The organism is Glaciecola petra (genome assembly GCF_031846345.1).
GTDB classification, from domain to species: domain Bacteria; phylum Pseudomonadota; class Gammaproteobacteria; order Enterobacterales; family Alteromonadaceae; genus Glaciecola; species Glaciecola petra.
The window spans coordinates 245,647-262,786 of record NZ_JAVRHX010000003.1 but is presented as its reverse complement, the minus strand read 5'-3'; the positions used below and the strand labels follow the sequence as shown (position 1 = coordinate 262,786).

At 39.7% G+C, this 17,140-nt stretch carries 14 protein-coding genes; 4 read left to right on the top strand and 10 right to left on the bottom strand.

Annotated features, from left to right (window positions below; all coding sequences use genetic code 11):
- Positions 1 to 18: 18 nt before the first annotated feature.
- Positions 19 to 552 (top strand): cohesin domain-containing protein, encoded by a 534-nt coding sequence (locus RM552_RS11975; protein ID WP_311369088.1) that lies wholly within the window; start codon positions 19 to 21, stop codon positions 550 to 552.
- A 76-nt stretch (positions 553 to 628) separates the two neighbouring features.
- Here RM552_RS11975 and trhA read toward each other — a convergent pair whose 3' ends face one another.
- From trhA to RM552_RS11960, 3 genes are all read right to left on the bottom strand, one after another.
- Positions 629 to 1,279 (bottom strand): PAQR family membrane homeostasis protein TrhA, encoded by a 651-nt coding sequence (gene trhA / locus RM552_RS11970; RefSeq protein WP_311369087.1) that lies wholly within the window; start codon positions 1,277 to 1,279, stop codon positions 629 to 631.
- A 139-nt stretch (positions 1,280 to 1,418) separates the two neighbouring features.
- The gene (locus RM552_RS11965; RefSeq protein WP_311369086.1) at positions 1,419 to 2,276 is read right to left on the bottom strand and encodes a putative RNA methyltransferase; all 858 of its coding nucleotides are present in this window, start codon (positions 2,274 to 2,276) and stop codon (positions 1,419 to 1,421) included.
- Positions 2,273 to 5,491, bottom strand: a complete 3,219-nt coding sequence (locus RM552_RS11960; protein WP_311369085.1) for a hybrid sensor histidine kinase/response regulator — start codon at positions 5,489 to 5,491, stop codon at positions 2,273 to 2,275. The genes RM552_RS11965 and RM552_RS11960 overlap by 4 nt, the downstream gene beginning before the upstream one ends.
- A gap of 125 nt (positions 5,492 to 5,616) precedes the next feature.
- Here RM552_RS11960 and parC point away from each other — a divergent pair, with 125 nt between their 5' ends.
- Positions 5,617 to 7,914: a DNA topoisomerase IV subunit A gene (parC, locus tag RM552_RS11955; RefSeq protein ID WP_311369084.1), complete on the top strand. Its 2,298-nt coding sequence runs from the start codon at positions 5,617 to 5,619 to the stop codon at positions 7,912 to 7,914.
- A gap of 15 nt (positions 7,915 to 7,929) precedes the next feature.
- On the opposite strand, the gene astD is transcribed toward parC, so the two are convergent.
- The 7 genes from astD to rpe all read right to left on the bottom strand — a co-directional run bounded on the left by astD (position 7,930) and on the right by rpe (position 15,616).
- Positions 7,930 to 9,420, bottom strand: coding sequence for a succinylglutamate-semialdehyde dehydrogenase (astD, locus tag RM552_RS11950; protein WP_311369083.1), 1,491 nt, complete (start codon positions 9,418 to 9,420; stop codon positions 7,930 to 7,932).
- Between the two features lie 39 nt (positions 9,421 to 9,459).
- The gene (astA, locus tag RM552_RS11945) at positions 9,460 to 10,497 is read right to left on the bottom strand and encodes an arginine N-succinyltransferase (protein ID WP_311369082.1); all 1,038 of its coding nucleotides are present in this window, start codon (positions 10,495 to 10,497) and stop codon (positions 9,460 to 9,462) included.
- Between the two features lie 8 nt (positions 10,498 to 10,505).
- Positions 10,506 to 11,726, bottom strand: a complete 1,221-nt coding sequence (locus tag RM552_RS11940) for an aspartate aminotransferase family protein (protein WP_311369081.1) — start codon at positions 11,724 to 11,726, stop codon at positions 10,506 to 10,508.
- A gap of 379 nt (positions 11,727 to 12,105) precedes the next feature.
- Positions 12,106 to 13,329 (bottom strand): HDOD domain-containing protein, encoded by a 1,224-nt coding sequence (locus RM552_RS11935; protein ID WP_311369080.1) that lies wholly within the window; start codon positions 13,327 to 13,329, stop codon positions 12,106 to 12,108.
- Between the two features lie 5 nt (positions 13,330 to 13,334).
- Complete coding sequence (locus RM552_RS11930) at positions 13,335 to 13,916, bottom strand: anthranilate synthase component II (RefSeq protein ID WP_311369079.1); 582 nt, start codon at positions 13,914 to 13,916, stop codon at positions 13,335 to 13,337.
- Between the two features lie 12 nt (positions 13,917 to 13,928).
- Positions 13,929 to 14,942, bottom strand: a complete 1,014-nt coding sequence (trpS, locus tag RM552_RS11925; protein ID WP_311369078.1) for a tryptophan--tRNA ligase — start codon at positions 14,940 to 14,942, stop codon at positions 13,929 to 13,931.
- 11 nt (positions 14,943 to 14,953) lie between these two features.
- Positions 14,954 to 15,616, bottom strand: coding sequence for a ribulose-phosphate 3-epimerase (gene rpe, locus RM552_RS11920; RefSeq protein ID WP_311369077.1), 663 nt, complete (start codon positions 15,614 to 15,616; stop codon positions 14,954 to 14,956).
- Between the two features lie 404 nt (positions 15,617 to 16,020).
- Between rpe and RM552_RS11915 the strand changes: the two genes are divergently transcribed.
- Positions 16,021 to 16,659 (top strand): TorF family putative porin, encoded by a 639-nt coding sequence (locus RM552_RS11915; RefSeq protein WP_311369076.1) that lies wholly within the window; start codon positions 16,021 to 16,023, stop codon positions 16,657 to 16,659.
- Between the two features lie 126 nt (positions 16,660 to 16,785).
- Complete coding sequence (locus RM552_RS11910) at positions 16,786 to 17,094, top strand: hypothetical protein (RefSeq protein ID WP_311369075.1); 309 nt, start codon at positions 16,786 to 16,788, stop codon at positions 17,092 to 17,094.
- Positions 17,095 to 17,140 lie beyond the last annotated feature (46 nt).

Here is a 17,140-nt window from a genome sequence, read left to right as displayed (position 1 = left end):
AAAAAGGTAGTAGTAAGAATGAAAAAACTAATAGCAGTATTTGCTTTATTATGTAGCATGCAGAGTTTTGCTAATGTAATTAATATAGACTTAAATGGCGGTGAAGATGTTTCAGTCGGTGACAATATCACTGTCACTTTGAAACTCGATAATTTTGACCCATTCGATACGTTTAGCTTCGACTTTATCTTTGATGATAGTTTGTTAGACTTTGTGGCTGGCAGTGAGTCTTCAGACTTACCAGATGATGGTATTGATACCTTTTTAACCATTGCAGATGACATGGGTTTTGTAGGCATTGGTTTTCTCGATTTTGTTGGTACACAAGATGGTAACTTTTTCGTCGAGTTTGACTTTGTCGCTACCGCTGTCGGAGCTGCAGTATTTTCGCTTGAAAATGTATTCTTTGAAGACTTTTTTGGCGCAGGTGTATTAGTAGTCGACGATACCGCGTCAGTTGATGCAACGATAAGTCAAGTATCAGCACCAGCGAGTATTGCTTTATTGTCGATCGGTGTTGCCTTAATAGCAGGCTTTCGTCGCAAAGGATAATCCTTACGTAAAGTAGGAAACAGATAGTGTGAATAAAAACCGGATATTAAATGTCCGGTTTTTTTATATCTAAGCTTTAAATGACGTGCGAATAAATGGCAAAAAAGTGACAGGCTGCACCCGCAACAACTGCTAAGTGCCATAGAGCATGCGAGTAGTGTCGCTTTTTCATCATATACAAAGGAATACCGGCGCTATAGCAAATCCCCCCCATAAGCAGCAAAGTAAATCCAGCGCCCGATAAGCCTTGATAAATAGGATATATTAAAAATAGCGATAACCATCCCATAATTGCATAGGTGGTGACGCCTATTTTTGGATATTTGTGACCAATGGTGAGTTTAAACAAAATGCCTGAAAGCCCAACCGCCCAGATTATGCCCAAACCAATCCATCCCCAAGTTCCGCCTACCGTGAGCACTAAAAACGGAGTATAGGTACCTGCGATTAACAAATAAATAGCAGTATGGTCGACTTTTCTAAGTAATAGTCGCCAATCTTTGTGGCTCGTAAAATGATAGATTGATGAAGATAAAAACATAAAAGCGAGACTTGTCCCATATACCGTAGTAGAGACGGATTCTGTAGTAGAAACTGATTTACTCGATAAAAGAAATAAACCAAGCAGCGCTAACAAAAAACCAAAAAAATGGCTCGTAACATTCAATTTTTCTTCTAAAAGGGAATATGAATTTGGATCTACGCTGTGGTGTTTTAAGGGAAGCATGCAATTATTCTCAGTTGGGATTTTACAGTATAAAGTTTCAGCGTACACTTGTACACTGAAAAATAATAAACCGTAACAATTTGTCTAATAAGGGTGCAAGAAAGCTCTTTTAATGAATGTAATAAATACGAGTATTAGCTTACTTCTTTTGTAAAAGCTGGATATCAAAATTAATAGTGACATCCGTTAAAGACCGCTTTAACAAGTCTTTTTTGTTTTGAGAAATGCTCCAATAAAACGGAGTCATCATCAATAAGTTTGCTCGTTGTTCAGGCTCTGCTAGATTTATTTTATAATTGAGTATTTGCTTATTAATTAGCTCAAAACCTTGCGGTAGTTCAAGCTCAGTATTATGCAATTTGGGTTGGTCATAGACTAAATGTTTAAGCTCTTTTAAGTGTTCTGTATGCGGGTTTACCCAAATCCAAAACGCTTTAGTTTTTAATACTCGTGCGAGCTCACTGGTTTTTGAAGGTGCGAATATTTGAATCGCAATATCTTGACTATCATCACTTAATGGTAAGTTAAAGGTGCTTGCTACAGCAAATTGTTTATTTGTGTTTCGTTTTGCTGCTTTTTGTACTGCTTTTTTAGAGATGTCTATACCACCATAATGTGCTTTTAGCTCATCGTGGAGTATCGCTTTTATTGTGTATAGGTAATAACCTTCTCCACACCCGAGGTCAAAAATATTAGGTGTTGCACTTGTTGGCTTGATACCGCTTGCTGACATCTTGTTTCTCGTGAGTCCTTTGATAGTTTCAGCTATCGCTTGTGCAAGTGGGTAATAATGTCCTTCGTTTAAAAACGAACGCCTTGCCAAGACCATTTCGGGACTGTCTCCTGGAGCTTTGCTGTTTTTTTGGTTGGGCAGAAGTAAATTTACATAGCCTTCTTTAGCTTTGTCAAAAGCATGTTTATTATGGCAGCGCCAATCATGCTTGGTTTCTTTTAGTGCCTCCTGGCATAGGGGGCACTGCCAGTTAAAAGACGTCATTTATCTTTACTTTTAGACATGTAATTTTTACGGGTAGCTGACCACACTTCGATAGTTTGTTCTATTTCGAAAAGTAAGGTTGAGATAGCTTTTGAGTTCTTTTCTAATGGCGTGGTTTTAAGTAGCGTCTCAGTTTTCTGACAACATTCTTCTAGTCTTGGTAGCCCAGTGTAATAACATGCACCATGTACCTTATGCACTTCATCTTTTAACAACTGACTGTTTTGCTGTTCCCATGCTTGCTCTATTGTCACCGCAAAGTCTTTTAATTGGCTAACAAAGTCATCTAAAAATTTGAATGCTTCATCTGCTTTATTGCTTGTTCTTTCTTTAGCCATCGCCCAGTCAACAGCAGGTTTAAACACTTCGGTATCGCTATTATTGTCAATATCATTTTCAATAGACGGGCACCAAGTATTCACTAACCCAATTAGATTATCTAAATTAATCGGTTTTGCTAAGAAGTCATCCAAACCTGAATCTAAAAAGTGTTGCTTTTGAGACTCAAGTGCATGGGCGGTGACGGCAATAATTGGGGTACCAATATTGAGCTCAGATTTTCTTATATGACTGGTGGCTTCTATGCCATCCATGCTAGGCATTTGTATGTCCATCAAAATCAAATCGTATTCAAAGGTCTGACATAATTCAATAGCACTTTCACCGCTGTAAGCTAAATCTAAAGAAACTTTTGAATGAGTGAGCCAAGTATCTAAAAGGCGTAAGTTTAATTCCATGTCGTCCACCGCAAGTATGCGAATATCCGGAAGAATTGCTAACTTGCTACGTTCTTCACTTGGATGATCGGTAATTTGGCTTTTGTCGATATCATTTAATTTTCTAGTACTTAATGGCAAACGGATTAATTTGGGGAAGTTTCTTACTTTATTGATTTGTTGGCTTGTAGGTGATGGACCAGAAAATAACAACACTAGATTTTCTAATGACATAACACTTAATTTTTCTATTATGGTACTTCGCTCGTCAATCGACTGATATGGTATTGATACAAATACAAAGGCCTGTCCTACATTGAGTTTTTCAATTTCGGCAATACTGTCTACGCTAATTACTGAAAAACCAGCGGCCTCGAGGGTTTGTATGTTTGTTTCTTTTGAAGGTTGCCAATTATCGAATATATAGGCAGTTTGATCGGTAAATTTGGACGCCAGCGAAGCATGAGTGGTTGATGTATCAATTTTAAACGGAATTGACGCAATAAAAGTACTGCCTTTTGTAGGTGAACTCAGTACTTTTATTGTGCCACTCATCAAGCTTGTAAGCTCTTGGCAAATCACTAAACCTAAGCCAGTTCCCTGAAAAGAACGGTTTAATTCATCGTCTAATTGGTGGAAAGCAGTAAAGAGCTTTTTCATGTCTTCTTCAAGAATACCAATACCTGTGTCTTGTACGTGAAACTCGATGTTGCAATGGGTCTCCGTTACGTTTGATGTGCGAGCACGTAAGGTGATATGCCCATAATTAGTAAATTTTAGTGCGTTACTTAATAAATTACTCAATAGCTGCTTTATTTTAAATCCGTCACCTAATAAATATGGCGGCAGATCTTTTACGTCAAAAATAAATTCTAGTTGCTTCAAGTGGGCAGATTTGGACATTAACGCGGCAACGTCTTCTAGTAAATCTCTGGGAGAAAACGGTTTAATATTGAGTGTAAGCTTGCCTGCCTCCATTTTTGAAAAGTCTAAGATGTCGTTGACAACAGTCAGTAAATCAGTGGCAGACGCATTGATGATACGCACATGTTCATCATGCTCCGCTATATTTGGACGAGCCTCTAATTCTTTACTAAAACCAATAATAGCATTCAATGGCGTTCTAATTTCATGTGACATATTGGCTAAAAACTGGGATTTCACTTCACTCGCTTTAACCGCCTCTTTGCGAGCGATATCTAAATGTACATTTTGTTCTTCAACTAAGTAAAAATTATTTTCAGCATCGGTTTGTGCTTCTTTCACTTCTTGTTGCAAGTGAAACTGTTTATTCATGACAATACTGAGTAGGGAGGCAACTGATTGAGCTACTACCGTAAAATGAAAGATCATTGGGTGAAAATGATTGGTAGAAAAAATGCCAAAAACGAAAAATATACTAGTAATAGAGCCGAAAACGGCGATTATCCATCCCGCTAGCATGGGCCTTGCAGGGAAATAATCACATTTCAGTGCACGATAATAAGCCACAATATTTAATAAGATGGTGCCAAAGCCCAATAAGTAAGTCAGAACCGGCGCAATCCCATTAGGCAGCCACTTAGTTAAAAAAATAAGGAGAAAGAAAGACTGTAGGGCAATTAATCCTAATATGGCTTGCTTAAGTTGATTTGAAATTAGTTTTGGAGGCACTAAAAAGAGTGTGAAAAATGATGTCGTGATTGTGCCTAACAAAATGAGAGACTCGAGTTTTAAAAACAAAAAGAAATGAATGACCGCGGTTGGCATTAAGCTAAAATGGCCACTCCAAATAATTTGAAATAAGAAAATGACCACTAAATGGGCAAGATATACTGCACTAGTGGTTCGCCGACTATAAAATAAAAATGCACCAGCACAAAAAAATAATACTGTGATAGCGCCATAAAAAATCCCCCATGCGCTATGTTCGGCCATTTCGATAGAAGCATGTTTTTGTTGGGTTTGTAAGTACACTGGTGCCATTAGGCTCATGCTTACATTGCGAACATATATGTATATATCCGTAATTTTCTCTTGAGGAATATTTACTTGAAAATTAGGGGTGGCGTATGGACTTTGTTTATTACTGATGCCATCTGTCCCTTGATAGATAATTTCGCCTTCAGACAATAAATACAAGCGAACATCTTGTAATTGAGAGTTGCCAATGCGTATCATCCAATCGTTTATATCCGATTTATTTTCAATACGTGCATATAACCAGACGCCGTTGTTTACAAAACCATAATTTGGGTTTTCATATATATGATAGGGCATGAGACTTTTTGTTCGCTGGAATTCGTCAAAATTAAGTTGACGAGCTTCTTGGTGATAGACTCGAAATTGACTAGAAACAAGCACATCCTTGCTATTATTGTTTATCACAATAAGCCCATCATTTTGCTTGGCAAAACTATAGCTTTGTATAAAAAAACAACAAATAAACCCAAATATCTGAAATAAGCGAATATGTTTGCTCAAGGCTCTATTATGCTTTTGTTTAAAATGCGCTACCATGCATATAATATACCCTGAACTTAGCGCAAAAAACATTGTAAAAAAAATGGCTTTGCATGCTTAATCAAAATTAGAAGAAAATTTACCGAATAAAAGACGCTTCATATGCGCAGGTGAAATAAAAAATGAATAACGACACCATTATCAATAGCGACGGAATCGAACAAATGCCTATGGGGCGTTTTACCGAAGATGCCTATTTAAATTACTCTATGTACGTCATTATGGATAGGGCATTGCCCCACATAGGAGACGGCTTAAAACCTGTGCAGCGTCGTATCATTTATGCAATGTCTGATTTAGGGCTAAGTAACAACGCTAAATACAAGAAGTCAGCACGTACGGTTGGTGATGTGTTAGGTAAATTCCACCCGCATGGCGATTCTGCCTGTTATGAAGCCATGGTATTAATGGCGCAACCTTTCTCATATCGCTATCCCTTAGTAGATGGTCAAGGTAACTGGGGTGCCCCCGATGATCCCAAGTCTTTCGCAGCTATGCGATATACCGAAGCAAGATTATCAAAATTTAGTGAAGTATTACTAACAGAGTTAGGCCAAGGCACTGCCGATTGGCAGCCAAACTTTGACGGCGAACTAAATGAGCCAGTTGTATTACCAGCCCGGCTTCCGCATATTTTATTGAACGGAGTAACAGGCATTGCTGTCGGTATGGCAACGGATATTCCACCGCATAATGTACGCGAACTGGCCGATGCCTGTGCTTTACTGCTTGACAACAGTCGCGCTGAATTAACTGAGCTCTTAACCATCGTACAAGGGCCTGACTACCCAACTGATGCCGAAATTATTACGCCCAAGGCTGATATAAGTAAAATATATGAGACAGGTCGCGGCTCTATAAAAATGCGAGCTGTTTTTGCGCAAGACAACGGCGAAATTATCATTAGCGCGCTACCTCATCAGGCCTCGGGTGCAAAGATCATTGAGCAAATAGCTAACCAGATGCAGGCTAAAAAGCTGCCTATGGTAAGTGACTTGCGTGATGAGTCTGATCACGAGAACCCCACTCGATTAGTTATCACGCCGCGGTCTAACCGAGTTGATACAACACAATTAATGAATCACTTGTTTGCCACTACTGACTTAGAAAAGAGTTATCGTGTAAACATAAATATGATAGGCCTTGATGGCCGACCTCATGTAAAAGATTTAAAAACTATATTGAGTGAGTGGTTGGTATTTCGGAAAACAACGGTTACTCGTCGTATCCAATATAGATTAGACAAACTGCTGGCTCGTCTGCATATTTTGGAAGGTTTGCTTATTGCCTTTCTGAATATAGACGAAGTTATCGAGATCATACGTACTCACGATGAGCCTAAAAAAGAATTGATTAGTCGCTTTAGTTTGTCGGAAAAGCAGGCAGAAGCAATATTAGATTTGAAATTAAGGCATTTAGCCAAATTAGAAGAATTTAAGATTAAATCTGAGCAAGAAGAATTAGCTAAAGAGCGTGATTCCTTGCAGTTACTGTTGTCGTCTGACCGTCGTTTAAAAACACTAATCAAAAAAGAAATATTAGCCGACGCCGAAACATATGGTGATGATAGACGCAGTCCTATTGTCGCGCGTGAAGATGCTAAAGCATTGACAGAAAAAGAACTTATTCCTTCCGAGGCGGTAACCGTTGTTTTATCTGAAAAAGGATGGGCACGGTGTGCAAAAGGACACGATGTGGATGTTGAAGGGCTCAGCTATAAGGCGGGGGATAGTTATTTAGCCAGTGCTAAAGGTCGTAGCAATCAACTTGCTGTATTCTTGGATTCTGGCGGCCGCACATTTTCTTGTGATGCACATGGTCTGCCTTCTGCTAGGAGCCAAGGGGAACCTATAACAGGGCGCTTTAATATTGTAGGTGGAGAACGCGCTGAATACGTAATAATGGGACAGGACCAACAAAGTTATTTGGTAGGGTCTGATGCCGGTTATGGTTTTGTTTCAAGCTTTACTGACATGGTAACCAAAAACAAAGCGGGCAAAGCTTTTGTTTCTTTACCTACAGCGGCAAAAATACTGGAACCTCGGCCTATCAGTGGTGTAGACACCGATTGGTGTTTGAGTATCTCCAATCAAGGCCGCATGTTGCTTTTCCCATTGAAGGATTTACCTGTGTTAGGCAAGGGTAAAGGTAATAAATTAATGAACATCCCGTCAGCTAAAGCCAAAATTAGAGAAGAGTATTTGACTCAATTGGCAGTAGTGCCCGACGGCGCTAGTGTTAAAGTAATTTCAGGCAAACGCGGTATGACATTAACAGCCAATGATTTAAGTCATTATCAAGGTGAACGCGGCAGGCGAGGAAACAAATTACCTCGAGGCTTGCAGCGCGTTGATGATATCGAAATTATTTTACCGCAAGCCAAAAAGAACGAAGATACTGAAAAACCAGACCTTAGTTAAGGCTTTAGTGTTTATTTATTCTAACAATAAGCCTGGGCTTAAACTTCCAGGCAAAGTGACTTTATCAAGCTCTACGGAAGCCACAGGGTATGCACAGTAGTCAGCGGCATAATAAGCGCTTGCTCGGTGATTTCCACTGTCACCTATGCCACCAAACGGGGCTGCACTGCTGGCTCCTGTAATGGGCCGATTCCAATTCACAATCCCAGCTCTGATGCGGGGTAAAAAGTAGTCATAATCGGCTTTATCGTCGGCTAATAATCCAGCTGAAAGCCCAAAGCGCGTGGCGTTTGCTAATTCAATCGCGCGGTCTATATGCGTGTACCTTATCACCTTTAAAAGTGGTCCAAAATGCTCTTCATCGGGAAGTGAATCTACAATGTCGGTTACATCTATAATCCCCGGGGTGATTAAGCCAGTTTTAGCATCTAAGTGCTCCATGGTGACTAAACTTGTGCCACCTAATGACTGTAATTGGTCTTGTGCTGTCATCATCATGCTTGCAGCTCTAGACGATATCATGGCACCCATAAATGGTTGCTGTTCAGCGTCATAAACATCGGGCTTTAACAGCTTTGTGGCGTGAACAAGTTTATCGATGATTTTGTCACCTTCGTCGCCGACAGGAACAAATAATTTTCTTGCACACGTACAGCGTTGCCCTGAAGTAATGAAGGCAGATTGTATTATGTCGTGAACAGTAGCCAAGGTATCTTCGACTTTTGTCACAATCAATGAGTTATTGCCGCCCATTTCGAGTGCTAATATTTTACCTGGTTGCCCAGCAAACTGTTCGTGCAGAAGCTTACCTGTTGTTGAGCTACCGGTAAAAAACAGACCATCAATTTGATCGTGGGTAGCCAGAGCTTTTCCAGTTTCTACTTGACCTTGGACTAAATTTAGAACACCTTCGGGTAAGCCTGCCTTTTGCCACAACTGAACCGTATACTGAGCCACTAGCGGCGTCAAATCACTGGGTTTAAAAACCACAGTATTGCCAGCCAAAAGAGCTGGTACAATATGACCGTTGGGCAAATGCCCAGGAAAGTTATAAGGACCAAAGACTGCAACAACGCCATGCGGCCGATGACGAAGCATTGCCTTGCCAGCTGGCATTGGGTTTTCTACCGTGCCGGTTCGTTCCAAGTAAGCACGTTCAGAAATAGTAATTTTACCAATCATTGCGCCAACTTCAGTTGCAGTTTCCCAAGTTGGCTTACCTGTTTCTTGAGCAATAATAGCGGCAAATTCAGATTTATTCTCACCCAGAAGTTCCGCAAAGCGTTTTATAATATTAAGCCTTTCTTCAAAAGAGAGCATAGACCAAGAAAGAAAAGCTCCTCTTGCTGATAGTATTGCTTGTTCAACTTGCCCTGAACTTGCACAATTACCTTGCCATACTTGCACATTTTTTGCGGGATCGACAGATACCATCAATTCACCATTGCCCGATACCCATTGCCCATTGATAAAATGAGTGTTGTCAGTTAGCTGAGTTTGCAACATATGGATGACTCCCGTATTTTGATTTGTTTATTTGCCGAATTAATAGTGTTGAAGGCTATTGTGAGCGTATCTGATGGTCGCACCTTCTTTTACCAGCAATGCTTTTGCTAGTTTCTCAGAAATGGCAACCTTGTTATTATCAAGGATTTTTATTCGCCCAATACAAGCTCTGAAAGATGCCACTTCCGAATTGATAATAAAATGCTCATCACAATCGTCTAACTCAGTATTTGTACTGATTTCCACGCTTGCCTCATGACTTTGCCGCACTGTTGCAATGTTACTAACATCGGCTTCTACAGTCGGTCCTGCGTCGAAAATGTCAACATAACCTCGACACTTAAATCCTTCTTTTTCTAACATGCGCAAAGCAGGTAATGTTTTGTCATGAACCTGGCCAATACAATTCTGGGCTGCTTTTGAGAGTAAGTTGACATATATGGGGTATTTGGGCATTAATTCAGCGATAAAAACCTTGTTGCCAATACCAGTCAAATAGTCTGCTGTTGGAAAATCAACTGAGAAAAAATGGTCTTCAAGCCACTCCCAAAATGGTGATTTTCCGCGTTCATCTGATACACCGCGCATTTCAGCAATGACTATGTCAGCGAAACGTTGCTGATGCTGCGCCATGAATAAAAATCGACATTTTGACAGAAGTCTGCCGGCTAAACCCTTGCGCGCTTTTTCTTGCAGAAACAGAGTGCAGATTTCGCTAACCCCAGAATAATCATTGCAAAAAGTGAGAATGTCTACTGTATTGTGGACATTTAACTCGCGAGATGCATGAACGACTTTTCCCACATGGTAATGATAAAAAGCATCTTGCAAACCTACTGTTGCTTCAATCCCTGATGTGCCTACTACTTCGCCAGTTTGGGTGTCTTCCATGACCAACAAATAACTTTGTTCACCAGCACGTTGAGGATTAGAATTAAATGCTTTGATAGACTCCGCAATTTTGTTTTTCAATAATTCTTCGTTTACCGGAAGCGATGTAAACCCAATCCCCGAATCTTGGGCAATCTGATACAAAGCTGGATAATCATTTGTTTCAATAGGGCGAATAATTAGCATAAGGCGCGCTATTTCGAGTCTGAAGGCGTTGAAACTAGTTTCGCGATGCCTTTTTCGAATCTAGCTAGGCCCTCTATAATGTCTTCTTCGGGTATAACCAAACTAGGCGCAAAACGCACTACATTCATACCTGCAACTAAACACATTAATCCTTCGTTATTGGCAGCAACCATAAAATCTCGAGCACGACCTTTATATTTTTCGTTTAATGCACAACCTAATAACATTCCTTTGCCTCTGATTTCGGTAAACACCTCATATTTATTATTTATTCGTGCAAGGTGTTCACGAAAAAGCGCTTCTTTCAGCAATACTCCATCTAGCACTTCTTGTTGATTGATGACATCAAAAGCAGCTTCGGCTACCGCGCATGCAAGAGGGTTTCCGCCATAAGTGCTGCCATGGGTGCCCGGTTTTAGACTTTCTGCGATTTTGGCTGTGGTTAACATTGCACCAATTGGAAAACCTCCGCCGAGAGATTTGGCGCTAGTTAAAATGTCGGGTGTAACGTCTAAATTCATGTATTCGAATAATTTACCCGTGCGCCCCATGCCAGATTGTACTTCGTCAAAAATCAGGAGAGCATTGTGTTTGTCGCAGAGCGCGCGCACGCCTTTTACAAATTCAGGTTCAGGTACAATAATGCCTCCTTCCCCTTGCATCGGCTCCATCATAACGGCACATGTTTTGTTCGACATCATGTCTTCGAGCATTGCTAAATTGCCGTATTCACCGTGTATTATGCCGCCTGGCTTGGGTCCAAACCCATCTGAATAGGCAGGTTGTCCGCCCACTGTTACCGTGAAAAACGTTCGTCCGTGAAAGCCTTGTTTAAATGCAATAATTTCATCTTTGCCTTCATCATGATGGTCGAGCATAAATCTTCGTGCTAATTTAAGGGCGGCTTCGTTGGCTTCTGCCCCCGAGTTTGCAAAATATACTTTGTCTGCAAAAGTTGCATCAACAAGTTTGGCCGCTAAACGCAAAGCAGGTTCGTTGGTGAATACATTGCTAAGATGCCAAAGCTTATTTCCTTGTTCCAGCAATGCGCTGGTTAATGCTGGGTGGCAATGCCCTAACACGTTAACTGCGATGCCACCAGCAAAATCAATATACTCAACATTTTCTTGATCCCATACGCGTGAGCCTTGTCCTCTTACGGGAACCATAGCTGCTGGATTATAATTTGGCACCATTACATCGTTAAACGTTTCGCGATTGACTTGCATCTTAAACCTCGTATATCGGGAGCTATATATATTATATAGCTTTAAAAAAACTCATAAAAACCACTGTCATTGAAGCGGTGATTTGTCATGTTTTTATGCAGTATCCAAGTTGCTCTGAACCACACATTTGCCACTGAGTATGCCAGAAAAAAAAACATAAGTCGTCAAGATAATTGCGCTACAAGCCTTGTTTTTACTGCGGATTGATGTAATTACGAAAAAAGTGAATAAATATTTTTAGGCATAATACAACACAATATAACGCCAAATAGTAAGGGTAAAAGTAAGTTCAGGATGATATGATTTTTATATCGTTCAATATGCCTGCATAAGTATGCATTAAAATATATTGGGAATTTAGTGACCGACGTTAAGTAATTTAAGATGAATTTACATCATCCGGTAACTTTCCACTAATATTTAGCTCTATGCCTGTTAAATTGACCTTGGACACAATCGCTACGTCGTTTGAACCAATGCCAAAGTTACGTAAAAAAATCATTGACTCTTCTTTGCCAATGAGTTTGTCTTTACTTAGCATTTTATATTGCATAAACCCTTGAGCATTAAACAGTAACTTTGTTAAAGGATGCACATCGATTTTGTCAACATGGGCAATCGTCATTTCGCGAATTTTACTATAATCTTGTAATCCAGCAGCAATGGTCAACCATTTGCAATTGAGACCAGATATTACGTCACCAGTAATTCGACTCGCATGTTTTTTCCACAAAGAAATTAAATATTTGTGTGAGGGTTCGAGGGCGGAAAGTGCTTTTGCCTGATTAGGATTATTGCTTTTTCGTGCCTTGATAATTTGTTGAGTAAGCATGCGGTCAAAAGTACGTAAATAAAGATTGGCAATAATTGAGCGACCAATATTCGAAAATAAGCCAATACAATAGCCAAAATGTGGCCGCAAACCGTTTTTCTCGGCTAATGCCTGACCTATATTGCCGCAACCGATGGTGTACATCCAAAGGTTTCTAGGTAAGTCCGGGGTGAATTCAGACTTCGCTGGATTAGTATGTTTTGCTACTAAAACAGGTATTAAAATACGCAGGCTTTCAATTCCGATAAAACTTAAAGAGGCTCTTATGGTTTTTAATATAACGGGACGTCCTGCTGAATCTACTCGACGATATTTTGGTTGTTTAACAAACATCATGATCGACTCACTTAACCAAGGGATGTTTTCTAAACAGGCGACTATACGACTAATCGAACAGGAATCAGTATATAAAATATCGAGTAGACGTCCTAAGTTACTATCAAACTTAAGGATTTTATTCATGATGATGTCGATATTACGAAACTCTAATTCGAGTTCAGGAAGCAGGGCTTGATGAAATTTAGATTCAATTTGTAACAAAAACGCATTCTTGGCTGAAGCTTGTATCTCTCTTTTCTTATTAGCAATTTCTTCTACCATAAGCAATTCGCGACGCGCTTCAAATTGCTCCGAATCTTCAATTATTTTTTGACGTTCTGTTTTGCGCCCAGCATCGATTATCGCCTCATCTAACGATAATAAGAGTTTCTCAAACCGTTCATTGTACAATGATGTTAGTTGAGACACTTGTGGATCTTCTTGAACCTTCAATCTATTTATCCTTGCAACAAAAAATTCTTTAACACTTTATGCCCGTGTTCGGTCAACAATGACTCGGGATGATATTGCAGTCCATATATACGGCATTGTTGATTTTCAATAGCCATCACTTCTCTATTGTTTTCGGTATTACAAGTTGCCGTGACCAAAAACGCTTTGTCGAGTTCACTATCGTCTACAATAAGAGAATGATAGCGCGTCACTATAAATGTGCTTGGGCAACCTTTAAACAATTGACTTGTGTTCGAGGTGACATTTAATACTGACGTTTTACCGTGCCTTACGTGTCGTGCTCTAACCACTTTACCGCCAAAAACCTGTGCAATAGCTTGATGCCCTAAACATACACCTAAAATTGGTACAGAACCCGCAAATGTATTAATCGCTTCGATACATATTCCCGATTCATTTGGTGTACATGGCCCAGGTGAAATTACTAAGTGAGAACATTTTATTTTGCTAAGTTGTGCAATATTTAACTCGTCGTTTTTAATGACGCGAGTTTGATGGCCTAACTCAACAAAATATCGCTCTAAGTTATAAGTAAACGAATCGTAATTGTCGATAATGACTATCACATCATACTCATATTAGACGCTAGTAATAAAACCTAAGGCTTTGTATACCCTAGATAATGTATCGGACGCTTTTTCTCTAGCTTTAGCACTACCTTTGTGCATAACATCAGAAAGATATGCTTGATCGCTTCGAATACGACTGTATTCCTCTTGAATAGGGTTAATAAGCGCTACAACGGCTTCAGCGACGTCTTTTTTAAGATGCCCATACATTTTATCTTCGTATTGTGGTACCAATGCTTCGATTGATTCACCCCCAGTTGCACTTAAGAGGGACAGTAAATTAGATACGCCGGCTTTCTTTTCAATATCAAAAAAGATGTTTGCTTCTTCGTCACTGTCTGTCACGGCTCTTTTAATTTTTTTGGTTAGCTTTTTTGTATCTTCTAATAAACCAATCACATTATTAGGGTTGGTATCTGATTTAGACATTTTCTTATCAGGATCTTGGAGGCTCATGACGCGAGCGCCATTTTTTGGAATGCAAGGCTCAGGCAATGTAAATACGTCGCCATATATATTGTTAAACCGCGTTGCGATATCTCGAGTAAGTTCTAAATGCTGTTTTTGATCTTGACCGACGGGCACTTCATTTGCTTGATACAATAAAATATCAGCAGCCTGTAACACTGGATAGGCATATAAACCAACGTTGACATTGCTTTGATTTTTTTGTGCTTTATCTTTAAATTGAGTCATTCGATTAAGTTCACCCATTTGAGTGTAACAGTTTAAAACCCATCCAAGTTGCGCATGTTCGGGTACATGTGATTGCATAAAAATAGCACTTTCATCAGGGTTAACACCACACGCAAGGTATAAAGCTAAGCCATCCAAACAAGCTTGATGCAAGTCTTGTGGATTTTGGCGCACAGTAATCGCATGTAAATCGACAATCATATACAAACATTCGTGTGTTTGTTGCATTTGCACCCACTGCTTAATCGCCCCTAAATAATTGCCGAGGGTGAGTTGCCCAGAAGGTTGACAACCACTTAATACAACAGGCTTGGTAGTATTGTTCACGCAGTAAGTTCCTATTTTAATTGTTGTTTTAATTCTTGTATGGCTTGTTTATAGTTTGGCGCATTAAATATAGCACTACCGGCAACAAACATATCAGCACCGGCTTCAAAAACAGCGCTAATAGTGTTTTTATTTATGCCACCGTCTACTTCAATGCGAGTATTCAAATCAAGATCATCAATGATGGCTTTTAAATGTTGGATTTTTTCTACCGTATGAGGAATAAATTGCTGACCACCAAAGCCCGGATTGACAGACATTAATAATACGTAATCCAACTTTTCCAAAATATAATCGAGCACACTCAATGAGGTCGCCGGATTCAATACTAGCCCAGCCTTGCAACCTAAGCTTTTGATCAATTCAACACTTCGGTCAACGTGCTGCGAAGCTTCAGGATGAAAACTAATCATATTAGCTCCCGCTTTTGCAAATGCTTCTATCATGTTGTCCACGGGAGATACCATAAGATGCACATCGATATCGGCGGTAATTCCATAGTCACGGAGAGCTTTGCATATTGTTGGGCCAAAAGTTAAATTGGGCACATAATGGTTATCCATTACATCAAAATGGATAATATCTGCTCCCGCATCTAAAACAGACGTGACTTCTTCTCCTAAACGCGCAAAGTCTGCTGATAAAATAGACGGCGCTATAAGTGGTGCATGCATAAGAATTCTCTTTTTAATCAAAGTATAAGTTTAACGCATTTTATGAGTGAATATGAAAAGCTTTTTTAAGAAAGGGCTAAGCTTTTTTGTAAGCCGTAACACAAAAGTGTTTTCAGCGGCATTAGTTACCCTGCATTAAAATGGTGAGGGTGACTTAAAAAGGTGCAAAATATTGGTGGTTTGTTGTCGTCTGTGCTATTTTAGCGCCTTTAAAGCTATGTTAAGAATCATACAAAAACCGTAAGCACCTGATTTTGTTTGCAATATTATTATTGTTTAAAGTTTGGCATTGTATTTGTATAAGTCTTCGTAGACCTAGCTTCAGACTTGGTCAAAACAATAAAAATAACAAAAAAACGACACATTGCTTTTTTTTATGACATTTGAATAGGTATGGAGAACACATGAAACATTTAAAGAAAACCGCCATCGTGACTGGCTTATTGGCATCAACAATTATGGCGTCTACTGCGCAAGCAGAAGTCTCGGCAAACGTTGGCTTAATGAGTGAATATCACTTCCGCGGTATCGTGCAAAACGGCACAGCAACTGCTAACGGTGGCATTGATTATTCTAACGGCGGTTTTTATGCTGGTGTTTGGGGTGCTGACGTAGAAGACGGTCTAGAAATAGATGTGTACGGTGGATATGGTGTAGAGTTTGACAGTGGCCTTAGTTTAAGTGCTGGTGTAACCACTTATTTGTACACAGGTGATTTTGATTCGGGTTATGATGAATTGAATCTAGGTGCAGCGTTCGGTAAATTCAGCATTGAATACACTTTCGGTAGCTGGGATGGTGCTGTTGGTGATGAAGCAGCGACTGAAGCAGACTACACGTTTTTGGGTTTGAGTTTTGAGCACGAAGGTTTTTCTGCAACTTTTGGAACATTCGGTGATGATTTCGAAGGCGAATATCTTGAGTTAGGATACGGCTTCGAGTACGAAGGGTTTGACCTTGGTATATCTGTCATTTCTAGTGGTAACGACTTAGACAATGACGAATCTGTTTATTTCACAATAGGACGTTCATTCGACCTATAGTAATCGACTGATTCCTGCTTTGCACAAAATACGTGCAAAGCGTGCAATTGAAAACGCCAATCAGCTTATGCTTTTTGGCGTTTTTTGCTGGATTGATGTATTATCTAAGGTGATAGGAGGATGTTTATGAAATCAACGCAGAAAAATCCAACTAAAATGTTTGCGACCGCAGCGCTTGTTAGTACGTTAATGATGTTCATTATAAGTGCTGTTTTTGCGGAAGCTTCAGCGCCTTGCTTAAATGCATATGAACGTCAAAACAAAGTCATCATTGATACTTCTCATCATCAAGGAACGCAAGCCACACTGGATAAACCCATAGGCTTATGCAATAGAAATGATCAACAAATAGGTTGGTTAACATGGATATTTAAGCAAACAGATGCCGCGGACTTTCACTACTTAGACTTACTCGAGTTACTGTCTAGAAAGTAGTTATTATTTGTAGATATCCCATGAAGAGCTGAAAACTTATCTGGAG

Coding starts and splice junctions, on each gene's coding strand:
- RM552_RS11975 (WP_311369088.1), top strand. CDS start 19: ATGAAAAAACTAATAGCAGTATTTGCTTTATTATGTAGCATGCAGAGT.
- trhA (WP_311369087.1), bottom strand. CDS start 1,279: ATGCTTCCCTTAAAACACCACAGCGTAGATCCAAATTCATATTCCCTT.
- RM552_RS11965 (WP_311369086.1), bottom strand. CDS start 2,276: ATGACGTCTTTTAACTGGCAGTGCCCCCTATGCCAGGAGGCACTAAAA.
- RM552_RS11960 (WP_311369085.1), bottom strand. CDS start 5,491: ATGGTAGCGCATTTTAAACAAAAGCATAATAGAGCCTTGAGCAAACAT.
- parC (WP_311369084.1), top strand. CDS start 5,617: ATGAATAACGACACCATTATCAATAGCGACGGAATCGAACAAATGCCT.
- astD (WP_311369083.1), bottom strand. CDS start 9,420: ATGTTGCAAACTCAGCTAACTGACAACACTCATTTTATCAATGGGCAA.
- astA (WP_311369082.1), bottom strand. CDS start 10,497: ATGCTAATTATTCGCCCTATTGAAACAAATGATTATCCAGCTTTGTAT.
- RM552_RS11940 (WP_311369081.1), bottom strand. CDS start 11,726: ATGCAAGTCAATCGCGAAACGTTTAACGATGTAATGGTGCCAAATTAT.
- rpe (WP_311369077.1), bottom strand. CDS start 15,616: ATGCATGCACCACTTATAGCGCCGTCTATTTTATCAGCAGACTTTGCG.
- RM552_RS11915 (WP_311369076.1), top strand. CDS start 16,021: ATGAAACATTTAAAGAAAACCGCCATCGTGACTGGCTTATTGGCATCA.
- RM552_RS11910 (WP_311369075.1), top strand. CDS start 16,786: ATGAAATCAACGCAGAAAAATCCAACTAAAATGTTTGCGACCGCAGCG.